The following is a 15,422-nucleotide window of genomic DNA, read 5'->3' on the forward strand; positions in this document are numbered from 1 at the left end:
GGGTAAGGTGCCACCATGACGACCATCGTCTGGCTGCGTGACGACCTCCGCATCGCCGACAACCCCGCGCTCAGAGCCGCTGTCGATCGGGGGTCGGACGTCATCCCCGTCTACCTCCTCGACGAGGTGTCCCCCGGCATCCGCCCGCTCGGCGGCGCGAGCCGCTGGTGGTTGCACCAGAGCCTCGCCGACCTCGGCGCCCGGCTCGCCGACCTCGGCAGCCCACTCGTGCTTCGCCGGGGAGCGGCCGCGACCGTCATCCCCGAGCTCGTCGCCGAGACCGGCGCCGATGCCGTGATGTGGAACCGTCGCTACGGCGGCGCGGAACGCGAGATCGACACCGCGCTCAAGGCGAGCCTCCGCGAGGAGGGCGTCGTCGCCGAGAGCCACGCGGCGTCCCTCCTCTTCGAACCGTGGACGATCCGCACGGGAAGCGGCACGCCGTACTCGGTCTTCACTCCCTTCTGGCGCGCCTGCCGCGCCGAGCCGGCACCCCGCGAACCGCTCGCCGCACCCCGCGAGATCACCGGTCCCGCGGCACGCGTCGCGAGCGACGACCTCGACTCGTGGGAGCTCGAACCGACACGGCCCGACTGGGCTGGCGGGCTCCGCGAGTCGTGGACCCCGGGCGAAGAGAGCGCGGCCGGGCGCCTGCTCGCCTTCCTCGACGACGATCTCGGCGACTACGACGACGGCCGCGACACCCCCTCGGCCGACGTGACCTCGCGGCTCTCGCCGCATCTCCGATTCGGCGAGATCAGCCCCCATCAGATCTGGCACGAGGCCATCCACCGGTCGGGCTCGGCGAAGTTCCTGAGCGAACTCGGCTGGCGGGAGTTCGCGTGGCACGTGCTCTTCCACTTCCCCGACCTCGCGACGAAGAACTGGCGGAGCGAGTTCGACGCCTTCCCCTGGCCGCCGCTCGACGACGACGCCCTCGCCGCCTGGCAGCAGGGGCGGACGGGCTACCCGATGGTGGATGCCGGCATGAGAGAGCTCTGGCACACGGGCATCATGCACAACCGCGTGCGGATGATCGTCGCGTCGTTCCTCATGAAGAACCTCCTCATCGACTGGCGTGAGGGCGAGCAGTGGTTCTGGGACACCCTCGTCGACGCCGACACCGCAGCGAACGCCTTCAACTGGCAGTGGGTCGCGGGCTCGGGCGCCGATGCCGCGCCCTACTTCCGGGTCTTCAATCCCGAGCTCCAGGCGAAGAAGTTCGACCCGCAGGGCGCGTACATCACTCACTGGGTCCCCGAGTACGCGAGCGACTCCCTCACGCCGCCCGCGGAGCCGATCGTCGATCTCGGGGAGTCGCGGCGAGCGGCCCTCGCAGCCTACGATCGCGTGAAGAGAGCCCCTTCGTCCGACTAATCAGAGGAGCCCCATGACGGCGCCCACCGCCCGCTCGCACGACGCCCGCTCCTTCACCGTCTCGGCCGCCGACCGGCTCGTCGCCGGCGGACTCGTGACGCTCGACTCCGACGACGGTGTGCGCCAACTCGGCCTCATCGAGTCGGTCGACGTCGACGCCCGCACCGCCCGCGGTCGACTCCTCGGCACCCTCGGCGGCGACGGCCTCGCGAGCCGCGACATGGTGGCCTTCGACAACGCCGTCGTGGGCGCCGCGTCGAGCGATGCCGCCGACGCACTGCACCGGGCGACGCGCGCCGAACTCGTCATCGGAACGAATCGCGTGGCGCCCGGCGGCCCGGCGCGACTCCTCCCGACGCGCTTCAACCGACACACCTTCTGGTGCGGTCAGAGCGGCTCGGGCAAGACCTATGCCCTCGGCGTCGTGCTCGAACAGCTCATCGCCCACACTGCGCTGCCCGTCGTCGTGTTCGACCCCAACTCCGACTTCGTGCGCCTCGGCGAACTGCGTGACGGCGTCACGGGCGAGACGGCCGACGCGCTCGCCGACCGCGACATCCGGGTGCTCCGCCCGCAGTCGGACGACCAGCCGCTCCGCGCACGGTTCACGAGCCTCACGCTCTCGGCGAAGGAGGCGATCCTCCAGCTCGATCCGATCCGCGATCGGGACGAGTTCAACACCCTCCTGCACACCGACGCGAAGTACTCGCCCACGGGCACGGGGCCGGGGGGCACCGACCCGCACGAGCTGCTCACGGGCCTCTACGCGGGCGGCCCCGACCAGGTGCAGCTCGGACAGCGCCTCGAGAACCTGGGGCTGCTCGACTGGGAGGTCTGGGCGGGCCCGCGGCGTGCGGCGACCGAGGTCATCGCCGAGCGCCCGGATGCCACGGTGCTCGACCTCGGCGGATTCTCGACACCCGAGCAGCAGCTCGTCGTCGCGCTCTCGGTGCTCGACGAGCTGTGGGAGCGCCGCGAGGAACGTCGACCCGTGCTCCTCGTGATCGACGAGGCCCACAACCTGTGCTCGCCCGATGCGACGTCCGAACTCCAGGTCGCCCTGCGCGAGCGCCTCATCCAGATCGCCGCCGAGGGGCGGAAGTTCGGCCTCTGGCTCCTGCTGTCGACGCAGCGGCCGTCGAAGATCCACCCCGGCATCCTGTCGCAGTGCGACAACCTCGCCCTCATGAAGATGTCGTCGCCCGTCGACCTCGAGGGCCTCGCGACCTACTTCGGCTTCGCACCCGAGGGCATGCTCGCGGCGTCGCCGTGGTTCCGACAAGGCGAGGCCCTCTTCGCGGGCGGCTTCGTGCCCGCGCCGACACTCGTCCAGATGGGCGAGCGACTCACCCCCGAGGGCGGTTACGACGTCGGCGTGCCGATGCGCTGATCGTCGACGCGGCGAGCGCGCGGATGACGCTCAGAACGAGCGTTCGAGCACGAAGTCGTCTTCGTAGCGCGCTCCGACGAGGAAGCGCTTCCGACCGACCTTCTCGAAACCGTGCTTCGCATAGAAGCGGAGCGCGTGCGCGTTCTCTTCATTGACGCCGAGCCAGGTGCCGCTCGCACCGACGGCCGCGGCGTCGAGGGTCGCCCGCATGAGTTCGCCCGCGACACCCGCACCGTGTGCGGCCCGGCGCACGTAGAACTTCGAGAGCTCGACGGTCGGCCGGAGCGTCACGGCGGCCGCGACGTCCGGGTCGCTCGGCTCGCCTCGCACGATCATCGAGTAGCCGAGCAGGAGCGCGTCGTCGGAGACCGCGACGAAGAGTTCGCGATCGGTATCGCTCAGATACTCGTCGAAACGCGCTTCGGTGAAGTGCGTCGCGATGAAGTCGGCGATGGCTTCGGGGGTCGTGTGCGGAGGGCACGCGAGCGGGAACGTCTCGGCGGCGAGTTCCGCGAGGCTCGCGGCATCCGTCGCCGTGGCACGGCGGATCGAGTGGGTCACTCTCGCACTGTACCGCGCCGGCTCACTGCCCCTCGTAGACGCTGAGCCACCGTGTGAGGATCACCTCGAGTGCGCGCGCGTCGTCCGCCGACAGCTCGCCGACGAGGCGGTGCTCGTTCTCGATGTGGGCAGAGAAGGCATCGTCGATGAGGTCGCGACCGGCATCCGTCAGCGCGACCACGCGGCCGCGACCGTCGGCCTCGCTCGCGCGGCGCGTGACGAGCCCCGCGCTCTCGAGGCGGTCGATGCGCTTCGTCATCGCGCCCGTCGTCACCATCGTCGCCGAGGCGAGGTCGCCTGGCGCGCGTTCGAAGGGCGCTCCCCCGCGGCGGAGGGTCGCGAGCACGTCGAAGTCGCCCTCGCCGAGACCGAATCGCGCGTAGACGCCGACGAGTTCACCCGTGAGGTGCGCGGCGAGACGATGCAGTCGCCCGATGACGCCCTGCGGCGAGACGTCGAGGTCGGGGCGCTCGCGCCGCCACTCGGCCATGATGCGGGCAACGCGGTCGGTCGAGTCATCCATCCGCCCACTCTATCTTCCCGGGAAGCTATACTAGCTTCCATGGAAGCTAAATGGCGTTGGGTTCTCATCACGGCCATCGCACCGATCGCGTGGGGCAGCACCTACGTCGTCACCCGGCAACTCCTGCCCGCCGACATCCCGCTGTGGGGAGCCGCGCTCCGCGCCCTGCCCGCCGGCCTCCTCCTGCTCGGACTGCGCCCGGGCCTGCCGCGCGGCTCGTGGTGGCTGAAGGCCCTCGTCCTCGGAACCCTCAACATGGGCGCGTTCTTCGCGCTCGTCTACGTCGCCGCGCAGCTGCTGCCCTCGAGCATCGCCGCGACGATCATGGCGACGTCCCCCCTCGCCATGATGCTGCTCGCCGCTGCCCTCGTCTCGGAACGGCTGCGCGCCCTCCCCCTCGCCGGAGCCGCGGTCGGCCTCGTCGGCGTCGCCCTCCTCGTGCTCACGGGGCCGGTCTCGATCGACGCGTGGGGCGTCGCCGCCTCGCTCGCCGCGATGGCGCTGTCGTCGCTCGGCTACATCCTCGCGAAGCGCTGGCAGAGCGGCGTCGACGTGGTCACGGTCACGGCCTGGCAGCTCATCGCGGGCGGCCTGCTCCTCGTTCCCGCGGCGCTCGTCGTCGAGGGGCCCGTGCCCGCCCTCACCCCGATCGAACTCGGCGCATTCGCCTACGTCGGCATCATCGCGACGGCCGTCGCGTTCGTCGCGTGGTTCAGTGGGCTCGCCCACCTGGATGCCGCGAGCGTCGGTCTCATCGGCCTTCTGAACCCCGTCACGGGCGTGCTGCTCGGCACTCTCGTCGCGGGCGAGGTGCTCTCGGGTCGTCAGGTCGTCGGTCTCCTCCTCGTGCTGACGGGTGTGCTGCTCGGCCAGCCGATCGCGGCGAGGCTCCGGGGTCGCCGACGTCGACTACTCTCGGGGCCATGACCGAGCCCTCCGTCGTCGCCGTCGCCCGAGACGCGCGGCACCGCTTCTCGAAGCCCGTGCAGCACGAGATCACCCTCGTCGCGGGACTCGGCGTCGAGGGCGACGCGCACTTCGGCGAGACGGTGCAGCACCGCTACGACAAGCGCCGCACCCCGAACGCGCCGAACAACAAGCAAGTGCACCTCATGCACGCCGAGCTCTTCGACGAGGTCGCCGCCGACGGCTTCGACGTCGCGCCCGGCGACCTCGGCGAGAACGTCACGACCGCCGGCGTCGACCTCCTCCACCTCCCCCTCCGCACCCGACTCCATCTCGGCGAGACCGCCGTCATCGAGCTCACGGGCCTCCGGAGCCCCTGCACGAAGATCGACGCGCTCGGCGCCGGACTCATGAAGCGGCTCATCCGCCGCCACGACGACGGATCGGTCGAGCGCCTCGCGGGCGTCATGGCGGTCATCGTCACGGGCGGACGCGTCGCGCCCGGCGACGACATCCGCATCGAGCTGCCCGCCGAACCCCACGAACCCCTCGAACCGGTGTGAGCGCGCTAGCCTGAAGAGCATGACTGCCAGGGCCACCCCCGGCGGGATGGATCGACGTTCCTTCCTCCTCGGCGCGCTGGGCGGAATAGCCGCCCTCTCCCTCGCCGGCTGCACACCGACGCCCCCCGCACCCTCGCCGACGCCCACCCCCACGCCGACACCCACGCCCGTGCCGACCTCGACGAGCCGTGTGCCCGCTCCGGCGGCGTTCGTGCGCTCGAACTGGACCGCCGATCAGTTCGCGCGCGGCGCCCTGAGCTTCGACGGCGTGGGAACGACGGACGCCATCCGCGAGTCGCTCACCGAACCGATCGACGACCGACTGTTCTTCGCGGGCGAGGCCACCTCGGTCGACGCCCCCGGCACTCTTCACGGCGCCTTCGACAGCGGTCGACGCGTCGCCCTGCAGATCGACGAGATCGCGGTGCTCGGCGAACGCATCGCCGTCGTCGGAGCCGGGATCGCGGGGCTCACCGCGGCGCGCCTCCTGCGCGAGCGCGGTCACGAGGTCTTCGTCGTCGAGGCCCGCAACAGGCTCGGCGGCCGCATCGAGTCGGTCGAGGACGACGACGCGATCATCGAGCTCGGCCCCTCGTTCGTCGATGCGAACGCCGAGGACCTCCTCGCCGAACTCGGCGACGCGGGCGTCGCGACGCGCGATTTCGACTGGCTCGTCGAGTCGCGCACGAGCGACGGTCAGGCGCTGCCGATCGACCCCGTCGGCGCGGCGGCCATCGCCACGGCCGGCGACTGGGCCCGCGCACGCTCCTTCGACACGTCGCTGTCGGTCGCCCTCGACCGATCGGGAGCGAGAGAGCTCTCGACCGAACCCGACGAGACGGGCGTGAGCCCCGCCGCGTGGCTCACGTACGCGCTGCGCTCGAGCGTCGAGCCGATGACCGGGGCGGCGCCCAATCGCCTCTCGGCCACGCGCTACGTCGCGCCGCCCACCCCCGCCGTCCGGCTCGTCACCGGCCGTCTCGCCGACTACATCGACGCGCTCGCGGCCGACCTCGAGGTCGTGCTGGCCTCACCCGTGCGGCAGATCACGCGCACTGACGACCGCGCGAGCCTCCGCTTCGAGTCGGGCGAGTCGCTCGCCGTCGACCGCGTCATCGTCACGGCCCCCCTCGGTGTGCTGAAGAGCGACACGATCACCTTCGAGCCGCAGCTGCCTCCGCGACAGCGCCGAGCGATCTCCGTGCTCGGCGCGGGGGCGGTGGATGTCGCGTGGCTGCGCTTCGACGAGGCGTTCTGGCGCGGCGACGCGTCGGAGCCTCCGACGGTCCTGACGCAGGTCGGCGGAACGAGCGCGGTCGCGGCGTGGGTCGACATCGGTCGGCCGACGAACGATCCGATCCTCCTCGCCGTGTTCGCCGACGGCTCGGCCGAACGACTCGCGGGGCTCGACGACGACGCCTTCCTGGCCGAGATCCTGCCGGGTCTCGAGGGCTACGCGCCGACCGACTCGAGCTGAGCCGACCGCTCCTCCGCGTCATCCGCCCGTTCCGCCCGCGTGCTGCGACGACGCTCGGCGAGCGTCACGAGCCTGCGGTTGAGCGCGACGAGCGCGGTCGTGATCGCGAGGAAGATGACGAGCACGATCGCGCAGTAGAGCGTCACGCCGAGGTAGCCGCCCACCTGCGTCTCGTCGAGGAAGAAGTACGGGTACCAGCCGACCTCGGCACCGCGCCAGAGGGTACCGACGAGCCAGATGCTCGGGAAGATGAGCACCCACCACGAGGTCGCCCACGACACCCGCGGATTCACGCCGATGACGCTGTCGGCGACCCACGCGACGAGCGCGAGGCCCGGCACCACGAAGTGCAGCAGCACGTCGGACCACGGCACGTCGACGCGGTACGAGATGGTCGACGCCTGCACGACGATGACGGCGAAGACGACGCCCGAGACGAGCACGTAGACCGTGACCATCGTGCGGAGCGTGCCGAGCCACGCGGGGTCGCGATCGCGAGTGAGCGCGAGCACTCCCGCGAAGACGAGCACGACGACGGCGATCATCGCCGACTGCACGGTGAAGTAGCCGAAGAAGTTCGCCGTGGCGAAGAGACGGAAGCCCTGCACGTACTCGTAGTTGCCGACGAGGGCGGTCAGTTCGACCGCCGCGATCAGCAGGCGGAAGGCTCCCAGAATGCGGCGCGCCGTGCGCTCACGGTGAGTCACGCCGGCCGCCATCCTTCAACGCTACTGCGCGTCGGCGGATCGGTCGGCACCCGGGCCGTCGCGATGTACACGTCGTACGACGCTCGGGCATCGATCTCCACGAGGGCGATTCACCTCGCGCCCGCCGACCTCTAGGCTGGCCTGACGTGAGCCGGTCGACATCGCCGTGCACGACGGGCCGCCTGACAGCGTGGAGAAGGAGCCTCATGAGCGACTATGCAGTGGTCAACCCGGCAACCGGTGAGACGGTCGAGACGTATCCGACCATCACCGACGCAGAGCTCGAGAGTGCCATCGCGTCGGCGTCGAACACCCACGACGGGTGGTCGCGCGACACGACGGTCGCCGAGCGTGCAGCGCTCGTCGCGCGCGTCGCCGAGCTGCACACCGAACGTCGCGAGGAGCTCGCCGACATCATCGTGCGCGAGATGGGCAAGACCCGCGAGCAGGCGCTCGGCGAGGTCGACTTCGCCGCCGACATCTACGGCTACTACGCCGACAACGGGGCGTCGTTCCTGGAGGACGAGCCCATCCGGCTACTCGCCGGAGACGGCAGCGCCGTCATCCGCCGCTCGTCGCTCGGCGTGCTGCTCGGCATCATGCCGTGGAACTTCCCGTACTACCAGGTCGCGCGCTTCGCCGGCCCGAACATCGTCATCGGCAACACGATCATCCTCAAGCACGCGCCGCAGTGCCCCGAGTCGGCCGCGGCGATCGAAACGATCTTCCGCGACGCGGGCTTCCCCGAGGGCGCCTACGTCAACGTCTACGCGACGAACGACCAGATCGCGACCGTCATCGCCGACCCGCGCGTACAGGGTGTCTCGCTCACGGGCTCCGAGCGCGCCGGTGCCGCCGTCGCCGAGATCGCCGGCCGTCACCTCAAGAAGGTCGTGCTCGAGCTCGGCGGTTCCGACCCCTTCGTGCTGCTCTCGACCGACGACCTCGACGCGACCGTCGAATCGGCCGTCGCCGCTCGCCTCGACAACAACGGCCAGTCGTGCAACGCCGCCAAGCGCTTCATCGTCGCCGATGACCTCTACGACGCGTTCCTCGAGAAGTTCACCGCGGCCCTCACCGCCGTCGAAGCGGTCGATCCGACATCCGACGGCGCCGAACTCGGCCCGCTCTCGTCGACGGCCGCGGCCGACCGCATCGAAGACCAGCTGTCGCGGGCCGTCGCCCAGGGCGCCACACTCGTCGGCGGTCAGCGGTCGGGCAACTTCGTCTCGCCGGGCGTGCTGACCGACGTCGCCCCCGGCAACGACGCGTACCACGAGGAGTTCTTCGGCCCCATCGCGACCGTCCACCGCGTGAGCGGCGAGGACGCGGCGATCGCCCTCGCGAACGACACCCCCTTCGGCCTCGGCTCCTACCTCTTCACGACGGATGCCGCCCAGGCGGAGCGTGTCGCCGACCGCATCGAGGCGGGCATGGTGTTCGTGAACCTCGTGCTCGCCGACGGTGCCGAACTGCCGTTCGGCGGTGTCAAGCGCTCAGGCACCGGCCGCGAGATGGGTCGCCTCGGCGCCGACGAGTTCGTCAACAAGAAGCTCATTCGCATCGGCTGAGGGGCGAGACCATGACCCGCGAGTACGACGTCGCCGCTCTCGAGCAGAAGGCGCGCGATCACCTCTGGATGCAGTTCGCCCGGCAGTCGACGATGGAGAACGGCATTCCGATCATCGTCAAGGGCGAGGGCCATCACATCTGGGACGCCCAGGGCCGGAAGTACATCGACGGCCTGTCGGGACTGTTCGTCGTCAACGCGGGTCACGGTCGACGCCGGCTCGCCGAGGCCGCCGCGAAGCAGGCCTCGGAGCTCGCGTTCTTCCCCATCTGGTCGTACGCCCACCCTGCAGCGATCGAACTCGCCGAGCGCCTCGCGAACTACGCGCCCGCCGACCTCAACCACGTGTTCTTCTCGTCGGGCGGCGGTGAATCGGTCGAGACGGCGTTCAAGCTCGCAAAGCACTACTGGAAGCTCGTCGGGCGCCCGACCAAGCACAAGGTCATCTCGCGGGCCGTCGCGTACCACGGCACGCCCCAGGGCGCCCTGGCGATCACGGGAATCCCGGCGATGAAGGAGATGTTCGAGCCCGTCACGCCCGGCGGCTTCCGCGTGCCGAACACCAACTTCTACCGAGCGGCAGAGGTCGGCGCCCCCGCCGACGACATCGATGCCTTCGGGCTCTGGGCCGCGAACCGCATCGAGGAGATGATCCTCCTCGAGGGCCCCGAGACCGTCGCCGCCGTGTTCCTCGAGCCCGTGCAGAACTCGGGCGGCTGCTTCCCGCCGCCGCCCGGCTACTTCCAGCGGGTGCGCGAGATCTGCGACAAGCACGACGTGCTGCTCGTCTCCGACGAGGTCATCTGCGCGTTCGGCCGCATCGGCAACATGTTCGCCGCCGACACCTACGGGTATCGCCCTGACATGATCACGTGCGCCAAGGGCATGACGTCGGGCTACGTGCCCATGGGCGCGACGATCGTGAGCGATGCGATCTACGAGCCGTTCCGACACGGTCACACGTCGTTCCCCCACGGGTACACGTTCGCCGGTCACCCCGTCGGCGCCGCCGTCGCTCTCGAGAACCTCGACATCTTCGAGGAGGAGGGCCTCAACGAGCACGTGCGCGAGAACTCGCCCGCCTTCCGAGCCGAGCTCGAGAAGCTCCTCGACATCCCCATCGTCGGCGACGTGCGCGGTGACGGCTACTTCTTCGGCATCGAGCTCGTGAAGGACAAGGACACCCGCGAGACCTTCGACGCCGACGAGTCCGAGCGGCTGCTGCGCGGCTTCCTCTCGAAGGCGCTCTACGAGGCCGGGCTCTACTGCCGCGCCGACGACCGCGGCGACCCCGTCGTGCAGCTCGCTCCCCCGCTCACGATCGGCCCCGCGGAGTTCGCCGAGATCGGCGGCATCCTCCGCTCGGTGCTGACCGAGGCCGCCGCCCTCCGCTGAGCCTGAGCACCCCCGAACGCAGGAGGTATCGATGGAGATCATGCAGGTGGCCCTCTACGCGGCCGACCTCGAGAGGGCCCGGCTCTTCTACGAACGGCTGCTCGGCGAACGCGCCGCGGCCGTCTTCGATCCGCCCGGTCTCGTGTTCTTCAACGTCGGCATCTCGCGGCTCCTCCTCGACCCGAACGCGCCGCGATCGCTGTTCTACCTGCAGGTCGACGATGCGCGCGCCTTCATCGAACGGGCTCGAGCCGACGGCATCGAGATCCTCGGCGAACCGCACGTCGTCTTCAGCCACGACTCCGACGCGATCGGACCGACCGACACCGACGAGATCATGGCGTTTCTCCGCGACAGCGAGGGCAACACCGTCGGCGTCGTGAGCCACGAGGCGCGCCACACACCTTAAGCCCGCCCGCGTACGCAGAAGGCCCGCCGGCGAACCGGCGGGCCTTCTGTGATCTACAGCGAGATCGAGTGTTCTACAGCGAGATCAGATCGCGTTGACGTCGAGCGGGATGCCCGGTCCGAAGGTCGTCGAGACGGCGCCCTTCTGGATGTAGCGGCCCTTCGAGCTCGACGGCTTGAGACGCACGACCTCTTCGAGGGCGGCGTTGAGGTTGTCGCCCAGCTGCTCGGCCGAGAACGAGGCCTTGCCGACGACGAAGTGCACGTTGGAGTGCTTGTCGACGCGGAACTCGATCTTTCCGCCCTTAATGTCGGAGACGGCCTTCGCGACGTCGGGCGTCACGGTTCCGGTCTTCGGGTTCGGCATGAGGCCACGCGGGCCGAGGACCTTACCGAGACGACCGACCTGGCCCATGAGCTCGGGCGTCGAGACGGCCGAGTCGAAGGCGGTGTAGCCGCCGGCGACCTTCTCGATGAGCTCGGCGCCGCCGACCTCGTCTGCACCGGCGGCGATGGCTGCCTCAGCGGCGGGGCCGGTCGCGAACACGATGACGCGGGCGGTCTTACCGGTTCCGTGGGGCAGGATGACGGTGCCGCGCACCATCTGGTCTGCCTTGCGGGGGTCGACGCCGAGCTTGAGCGCGACCTCGACGGTCGAGTCGAACTTCGCCGAACCGGTCTCCTTCGCGAGAACGACTGCGTCGTTCGGTGCGTAGAACTTGCCGTCTTCGATCTTCTCGGCCGCGGCGCGGTAGGCCTTGGACTTCTGTGCCATGTTTTTCTCCTTGAGAGAGTGTGGTCATCTGCGCCTGGCAGGCGCTGCCACGAATACGTTCTGGTGGGCGGATGACGCGAGGAGCGTCATCCGCGGGTTGCGTCTCGACGATGTCGACGGCGCGGAACCCGAATTACTCGACCGTGATGCCCATCGAGCGAGCGGTGCCGGCGATGATCTTCGACGCTGCGTCGAGGTCGTTCGCGTTGAGGTCGACCATCTTCGCTTCGGCGATCTCGCGGACCTGGGCGTTCGTCAGCTTGCCGACCTTGGTCGTGTGCGGGACACCCGAACCCTTGGCGACGCCGGCGGCCTTCTTGATGAGCTCCGCAGCGGGCGGGGTCTTCAGGATGAAGGTGAACGAGCGGTCCTCGTAGACGGTGATCTCAACGGGGATGACGTTGCCGCGCTGGGCTTCGGTCGCCGCGTTGTAGGCCTTGCAGAACTCCATGATGTTGACGCCGTGCTGACCGAGCGCGGGGCCGATGGGCGGCGCGGGGTTGGCTGCGCCGGCCTTGATCTGAAGCTTGATCAGACCTGTGACCTTCTTCTTTGCTGCCATGTCTTTCTCTCTTTCTGTGCGAACGCTCCGCGGGCGGAGCACTCTCCCGCTCCCCCGGCGGATCCGGGAGGCGGTGATTCGGGGGAAGCTCTAGAGCTTGGTGACCTGGTCGAAGCTGAGCTCGACGGGGGTCTCGCGCTCGAAGAGCGAGACGAGGACCGTGAGCTTGCCGCTCTCGGGCTTGATCTCGCTGATCGAACCGGGAAGGCCGGCGAACGAGCCGTCCTTGATGGTGATGGTCTCGCCGACCTCGAAGTCGATCTCGGCGGGGATCGGTCGAGCGGCCTGCGCTCCACCGGTCGTCTTGCCGCCCTTGACGGGTGCGACCTCCTTGATCTCGACGAGGCTCTTCAGCATTCCGAAGGCCTCTTCGAAGCGGAGGGGGGTCGGGTTGTGCGCGTTGCCGACGAAGCCCGTGACACCGGGAGTGTGGCGGATGACCGACCAGCTCTCCTCGTTCAGGTCCATGCGGACGAGCACGTAACCGGGGATACGGACGCGAGTGACCATCTTGCGCTGGCCGTTCTTGATCTCGACGACGTCTTCCATCGGGACCTCGACCTGGAAGATGTAGTCGGCCATGGCCATCGACTCACGACGCTGCTCGATGTTCGCCTTCACGCGACGCTCGAAACCGGCGTACGAGTGGATGACGTACCACTTGCCGGGGAGGAAGCGGAGCTCGGCGCGGAACTCGGCGTACGGGTCGACCTCTGCCTCGTCTTCCTCGGCCTCGGCGACGACGTCGGCCTCGAGCTCTTCGATCGACTCGACGTAGGGAGCGACATCGTCGTCCTCGTCGTCGGCGCCGTCGACCTCTTCTTCTTCGGTCACGGCTTCGAGTGCGGCGTCAGCCTCTTCGACGGAGTCGATCTCGAGTGCGTCGTCGACGATCGCGTCGGCCTCGGCGTCAGGCGCCTCGGCGAGAGCATCGAGGACGGCGTCGAGGTCGATGTCGTTTCCCTCGTCGTCGACGACGTGAAGGGCGCTCTGCTCAGCGGGTTCGACGGACTCTTCGTCGTGCGCGAGGGTGTTGCCCTCCTGCGCCTCGTCGTCCTCCGACGACTGCTCTGCAGCGGTCGCCCAATCGACGTCTTCGCGCTCGCTCTTAGACACTCTTCACAATCCTTTTCGAATTACGGTGCGGACGAAGCCGCAGAAGGGGGATCGCCCCGATTAGATTCCCGGTGTTCCGAACACGAACAGCACGATCCACCCGAAGAACTGGTCGAGGCCCCACACGATCGCCATCATGATGACGACGAAGACGAGGACGACGCCCGTGAAGCTGAAGAGCTCCTTGCGGGTCGGCGTGACGACCTTCTTCAGTTCTCCGATGACCTGGCGAATGAAGAGCGCGATGCGCGCGAACGGGTTGCGCCGTGCGGCGCGCTCCTTCTTCGCGTTGGCGACGACGTCTTCGCTCGGTTCGTCGACTACTCTTCGTGCCACTTCGTACACCTTTCATGGGCCGACTGTTGCCGACTCGCAGGGCGGACAGGACTCGAACCTGCAACCTGCGGTTTTGGAGACCGCTGCTCTACCAATTGAGCCACCGCCCTTCGGACGCATTCGCTACCGAAAGAGTTGCCCGCGTCATCCACTCTCTTCTTCACCCGGAGGACTGCCAAAAATTGGCGCAGAAAAGCTTGGCTGAGTTACGCAACCTCAGCAAGTGTATGCGACCCCGGCGCGAGAGTAAAACGCGGCCCCGAGATCGCACTGGCTCGCCTGCCACTACCCCTGCCACCTGCCCCTGTTCGCAATTCAGGTCCACCATCGTGTCGAGACCGGTTCTCGCGCTCCACGCACCGCGACACGCCATTGCACTCCTGAATTGCGAACAGGGGCGAGGGATGGGGCAGCGGGGATGACGGTGCGGCGAGCTCTCAGCGAAGGCGCGGGCCGATCGGCGAAGATGGGCGGATGACGCGGGAGCACGGAGACGGCCGATGAACGGCGGCGGTGTCGCCGTCGACATCTTCGCGGGGCTGCTGCTCATCGCTCTCGCGGTCGGCGGTTACCGCGCGGGCATCCTGCGCAGCGCCTTCGGCATCGCGGGCCTCGTGCTCGGCGGATTCGCCGCGTATCTCGCGATCCCGTGGGTCGTACAGGTGCTGCCGTCGGCCGACTGGCGCATCCCGGGCGTCGTGATCGCGGGGCTCGTGCTGCTCGGCGCGGGCTACGCGCTCGGCGCCGCGATCGGCTCGCTCGTGCGCACAGGAGCGAAGCGCATCAAGCTGCGCGTCATCGACGGGCTCGCGGGAGCCGCGGCGACCGTCGTCGTCGGCGCACTCGCCCTCGGCGTCGTCGCCTCGAGCCTCACGGGGCTCGGCGCCCCCATCATCACCCAGCCGCTCGCGAACTCGAGCGTGCTGCGCGGCATCGACGCGCTGACCCCCGAGCCGCTGCGTCAGGCCGCCCTCGCGGTGCGCGGGCTCGCGGTCGACGAGGGCGCTCCCTGGGTGCTCGACGCCCTCGGCCTTCCCGTCACGACGGGCGAGGCGCCGGCGGCCGGCAGCCTCGACGGCGCGAGCGACGCGCTCACCCGAGCGTCGCAGTCGGTCGCTCGCGTGAGCGGTGTCGCGATCCAGTGCGGAACGGGCATCACGGGCAGCGGCTTCGTGATCTCCGACAACCGCATCGTGACCAACGCGCACGTCGTCGCCGGTGTCGTCTCGCCCGTCGTCGAGCTGCCCGGTCGCATGCCGCTCACCGGACGCGTCGTGTACTTCGATCCGATCGATGACCTCGCGGTGCTCGCCGTCTCGGGCCTCGACACGGCAGCCCTGCCCCTCGGCGAGACGCTCGGCGCAGGCGACATCGCGGCCGTGCAGGGCTACCCGCTCGGCGGCCCGCTCCGCACGGACGCCGCGTCGATCGACTCGGTCGGCGTCATCCCCATCGATGCGATCGACGGTTCGGGCGCCAACGACCGTGAGAGCTACACGCTCGCGGGGCGCGTGCAGTCGGGCAACTCGGGCGGTCCGCTCGTCTCGCAGAGCGGCGAGGTCGTCGGCGTCGTCTTCGCCCGGGCGCGCGACAGCGAGGAGATCGGGTTCGCGATGACGATGAGCGAGCTGCTGCCCGTCGCCGCGCAGGCGCCCGACCTCTCCGACACCGTCTCGACCGGTTCCTGCCGCTGACCGCGGCGCGATCCTCCACGCGGCGGATCGCTCCTGTCATCCACCGCTCCGGAACCCTAGGC

Annotated in this window: 16 protein-coding genes and 1 tRNA gene; 9 read left to right on the plus strand and 8 right to left on the minus strand. The window is 69.4% G+C overall.

Annotation, left to right across the window (positions count from 1 at the left end; all coding sequences use genetic code 11):
- Positions 1–15 precede the first annotated feature (15 nt).
- The gene (locus BJ972_RS08840) at positions 16–1,377 is read left to right on the plus strand and encodes a cryptochrome/photolyase family protein (RefSeq protein ID WP_129173758.1); all 1,362 of its coding nucleotides are present in this window, start codon (positions 16–18) and stop codon (positions 1,375–1,377) included.
- Positions 1,378–1,390: 13 nt separating this feature from the next.
- On the plus strand, positions 1,391–2,767 hold the full coding sequence (locus BJ972_RS08845; RefSeq protein ID WP_129173756.1) for an ATP-binding protein: 1,377 nt from the start codon (positions 1,391–1,393) through the stop codon (positions 2,765–2,767).
- A gap of 30 nt (positions 2,768–2,797) precedes the next feature.
- Here the strand turns inward: BJ972_RS08845 and BJ972_RS08850 are convergent, their stop codons facing one another.
- Together BJ972_RS08850 and BJ972_RS08855 are read right to left on the minus strand one after the other, a co-directional pair.
- Positions 2,798–3,328, minus strand: a complete 531-nt coding sequence (locus tag BJ972_RS08850) for a GNAT family N-acetyltransferase (protein ID WP_129173754.1) — start codon at positions 3,326–3,328, stop codon at positions 2,798–2,800.
- A gap of 22 nt (positions 3,329–3,350) precedes the next feature.
- Positions 3,351–3,851: a MarR family winged helix-turn-helix transcriptional regulator gene (locus BJ972_RS08855; RefSeq protein ID WP_129173752.1), complete on the minus strand. Its 501-nt coding sequence runs from the start codon at positions 3,849–3,851 to the stop codon at positions 3,351–3,353.
- Positions 3,852–3,890: 39 nt separating this feature from the next.
- Here BJ972_RS08855 and BJ972_RS08860 point away from each other — a divergent pair, with 39 nt between their 5' ends.
- From BJ972_RS08860 to BJ972_RS17570, 3 genes are read left to right on the plus strand one after another with little or no spacing between them, the layout of a single operon-like run.
- A complete protein-coding gene (locus tag BJ972_RS08860; RefSeq protein WP_129173750.1) occupies positions 3,891–4,778 on the plus strand; it encodes a DMT family transporter in 888 nt (295 codons plus the stop codon).
- On the plus strand, positions 4,775–5,320 hold the full coding sequence (locus tag BJ972_RS08865) for an MOSC domain-containing protein (protein ID WP_129173748.1): 546 nt from the start codon (positions 4,775–4,777) through the stop codon (positions 5,318–5,320). The genes BJ972_RS08860 and BJ972_RS08865 overlap by 4 nt, the downstream gene beginning before the upstream one ends.
- Before the next feature lie 19 nt (positions 5,321–5,339).
- A complete protein-coding gene (locus BJ972_RS17570) occupies positions 5,340–6,797 on the plus strand; it encodes a flavin monoamine oxidase family protein (RefSeq protein ID WP_129173746.1) in 1,458 nt (485 codons plus the stop codon).
- Here BJ972_RS17570 and BJ972_RS08875 read toward each other — a convergent pair.
- Complete coding sequence (locus BJ972_RS08875; protein ID WP_164989895.1) at positions 6,773–7,516, minus strand: Pr6Pr family membrane protein; 744 nt, start codon at positions 7,514–7,516, stop codon at positions 6,773–6,775. The genes BJ972_RS17570 and BJ972_RS08875 overlap by 25 nt on opposite strands.
- Before the next feature lie 194 nt (positions 7,517–7,710).
- On the opposite strand from BJ972_RS08875, the gene BJ972_RS08880 reads away from it, so the two are divergent.
- Genes BJ972_RS08880 through BJ972_RS08890 form a run of 3 tightly spaced genes read left to right on the plus strand, consistent with a single transcriptional unit; the run spans position 7,711 to position 10,878 of the window.
- Complete coding sequence (locus tag BJ972_RS08880; RefSeq protein WP_129173742.1) at positions 7,711–9,075, plus strand: NAD-dependent succinate-semialdehyde dehydrogenase; 1,365 nt, start codon at positions 7,711–7,713, stop codon at positions 9,073–9,075.
- 11 nt (positions 9,076–9,086) lie between these two features.
- Complete coding sequence (locus BJ972_RS08885; protein WP_129173740.1) at positions 9,087–10,469, plus strand: aspartate aminotransferase family protein; 1,383 nt, start codon at positions 9,087–9,089, stop codon at positions 10,467–10,469.
- A gap of 31 nt (positions 10,470–10,500) precedes the next feature.
- Positions 10,501–10,878: a VOC family protein gene (locus tag BJ972_RS08890; RefSeq protein ID WP_129173738.1), complete on the plus strand. Its 378-nt coding sequence runs from the start codon at positions 10,501–10,503 to the stop codon at positions 10,876–10,878.
- A gap of 84 nt (positions 10,879–10,962) precedes the next feature.
- On the opposite strand, the gene rplA is transcribed toward BJ972_RS08890, so the two are convergent.
- From rplA to BJ972_RS08915, 5 genes are all read right to left on the minus strand, one after another.
- Positions 10,963–11,652 carry a 50S ribosomal protein L1 gene (gene rplA / locus BJ972_RS08895; protein WP_129173736.1) on the minus strand — a complete coding sequence of 230 codons (690 nt, stop codon included), beginning with the start codon at positions 11,650–11,652 and terminating at the stop codon, positions 10,963–10,965.
- 133 nt (positions 11,653–11,785) lie between these two features.
- Positions 11,786–12,214 carry a 50S ribosomal protein L11 gene (gene rplK, locus BJ972_RS08900; RefSeq protein WP_129173734.1) on the minus strand — a complete coding sequence of 143 codons (429 nt, stop codon included), beginning with the start codon at positions 12,212–12,214 and terminating at the stop codon, positions 11,786–11,788.
- A 90-nt stretch (positions 12,215–12,304) separates the two neighbouring features.
- Entirely contained in the window at positions 12,305–13,330 is a 1,026-nt protein-coding gene (nusG, locus tag BJ972_RS08905) for a transcription termination/antitermination protein NusG (RefSeq protein WP_129173732.1), read from the minus strand.
- Between the two features lie 60 nt (positions 13,331–13,390).
- A complete protein-coding gene (gene secE / locus BJ972_RS17250) occupies positions 13,391–13,666 on the minus strand; it encodes a preprotein translocase subunit SecE (protein WP_129173729.1) in 276 nt (91 codons plus the stop codon).
- Positions 13,667–13,703: 37 nt separating this feature from the next.
- Positions 13,704–13,776, minus strand: a tRNA-Trp gene (locus tag BJ972_RS08915).
- A 390-nt stretch (positions 13,777–14,166) separates the two neighbouring features.
- Here BJ972_RS08915 and BJ972_RS08920 point away from each other — a divergent pair.
- Positions 14,167–15,360: a MarP family serine protease gene (locus BJ972_RS08920; RefSeq protein WP_129173727.1), complete on the plus strand. Its 1,194-nt coding sequence runs from the start codon at positions 14,167–14,169 to the stop codon at positions 15,358–15,360.
- Positions 15,361–15,422 lie beyond the last annotated feature (62 nt).

It is taken from the genome of Agromyces atrinae, assembly GCF_013407835.1.
Taxonomy (GTDB): domain Bacteria; phylum Actinomycetota; class Actinomycetes; order Actinomycetales; family Microbacteriaceae; genus Agromyces; species Agromyces atrinae.

Bases quoted from the DNA above. Each gene is read 5' to 3' on its own strand.
- rplA (WP_129173736.1), bottom strand. From the start codon at position 11,652: ATGGCACAGAAGTCCAAGGCCTACCGCGCCGCGGCCGAGAAGATCGAA.
- BJ972_RS17570 (WP_129173746.1), top strand. From the start codon at position 5,340: ATGACTGCCAGGGCCACCCCCGGCGGGATGGATCGACGTTCCTTCCTC.
- BJ972_RS08845 (WP_129173756.1), top strand. From the start codon at position 1,391: ATGACGGCGCCCACCGCCCGCTCGCACGACGCCCGCTCCTTCACCGTC.
- BJ972_RS08875 (WP_164989895.1), bottom strand. From the start codon at position 7,516: ATGGCGGCCGGCGTGACTCACCGTGAGCGCACGGCGCGCCGCATTCTG.
- rplK (WP_129173734.1), bottom strand. From the start codon at position 12,214: ATGGCAGCAAAGAAGAAGGTCACAGGTCTGATCAAGCTTCAGATCAAG.
- BJ972_RS08880 (WP_129173742.1), top strand. From the start codon at position 7,711: ATGAGCGACTATGCAGTGGTCAACCCGGCAACCGGTGAGACGGTCGAG.
- BJ972_RS08840 (WP_129173758.1), top strand. From the start codon at position 16: ATGACGACCATCGTCTGGCTGCGTGACGACCTCCGCATCGCCGACAAC.
- BJ972_RS08885 (WP_129173740.1), top strand. From the start codon at position 9,087: ATGACCCGCGAGTACGACGTCGCCGCTCTCGAGCAGAAGGCGCGCGAT.
- BJ972_RS08860 (WP_129173750.1), top strand. From the start codon at position 3,891: ATGGAAGCTAAATGGCGTTGGGTTCTCATCACGGCCATCGCACCGATC.
- BJ972_RS08865 (WP_129173748.1), top strand. From the start codon at position 4,775: ATGACCGAGCCCTCCGTCGTCGCCGTCGCCCGAGACGCGCGGCACCGC.
- BJ972_RS08890 (WP_129173738.1), top strand. From the start codon at position 10,501: ATGGAGATCATGCAGGTGGCCCTCTACGCGGCCGACCTCGAGAGGGCC.
- BJ972_RS08920 (WP_129173727.1), top strand. From the start codon at position 14,167: ATGAACGGCGGCGGTGTCGCCGTCGACATCTTCGCGGGGCTGCTGCTC.
- BJ972_RS08855 (WP_129173752.1), bottom strand. From the start codon at position 3,851: ATGGATGACTCGACCGACCGCGTTGCCCGCATCATGGCCGAGTGGCGG.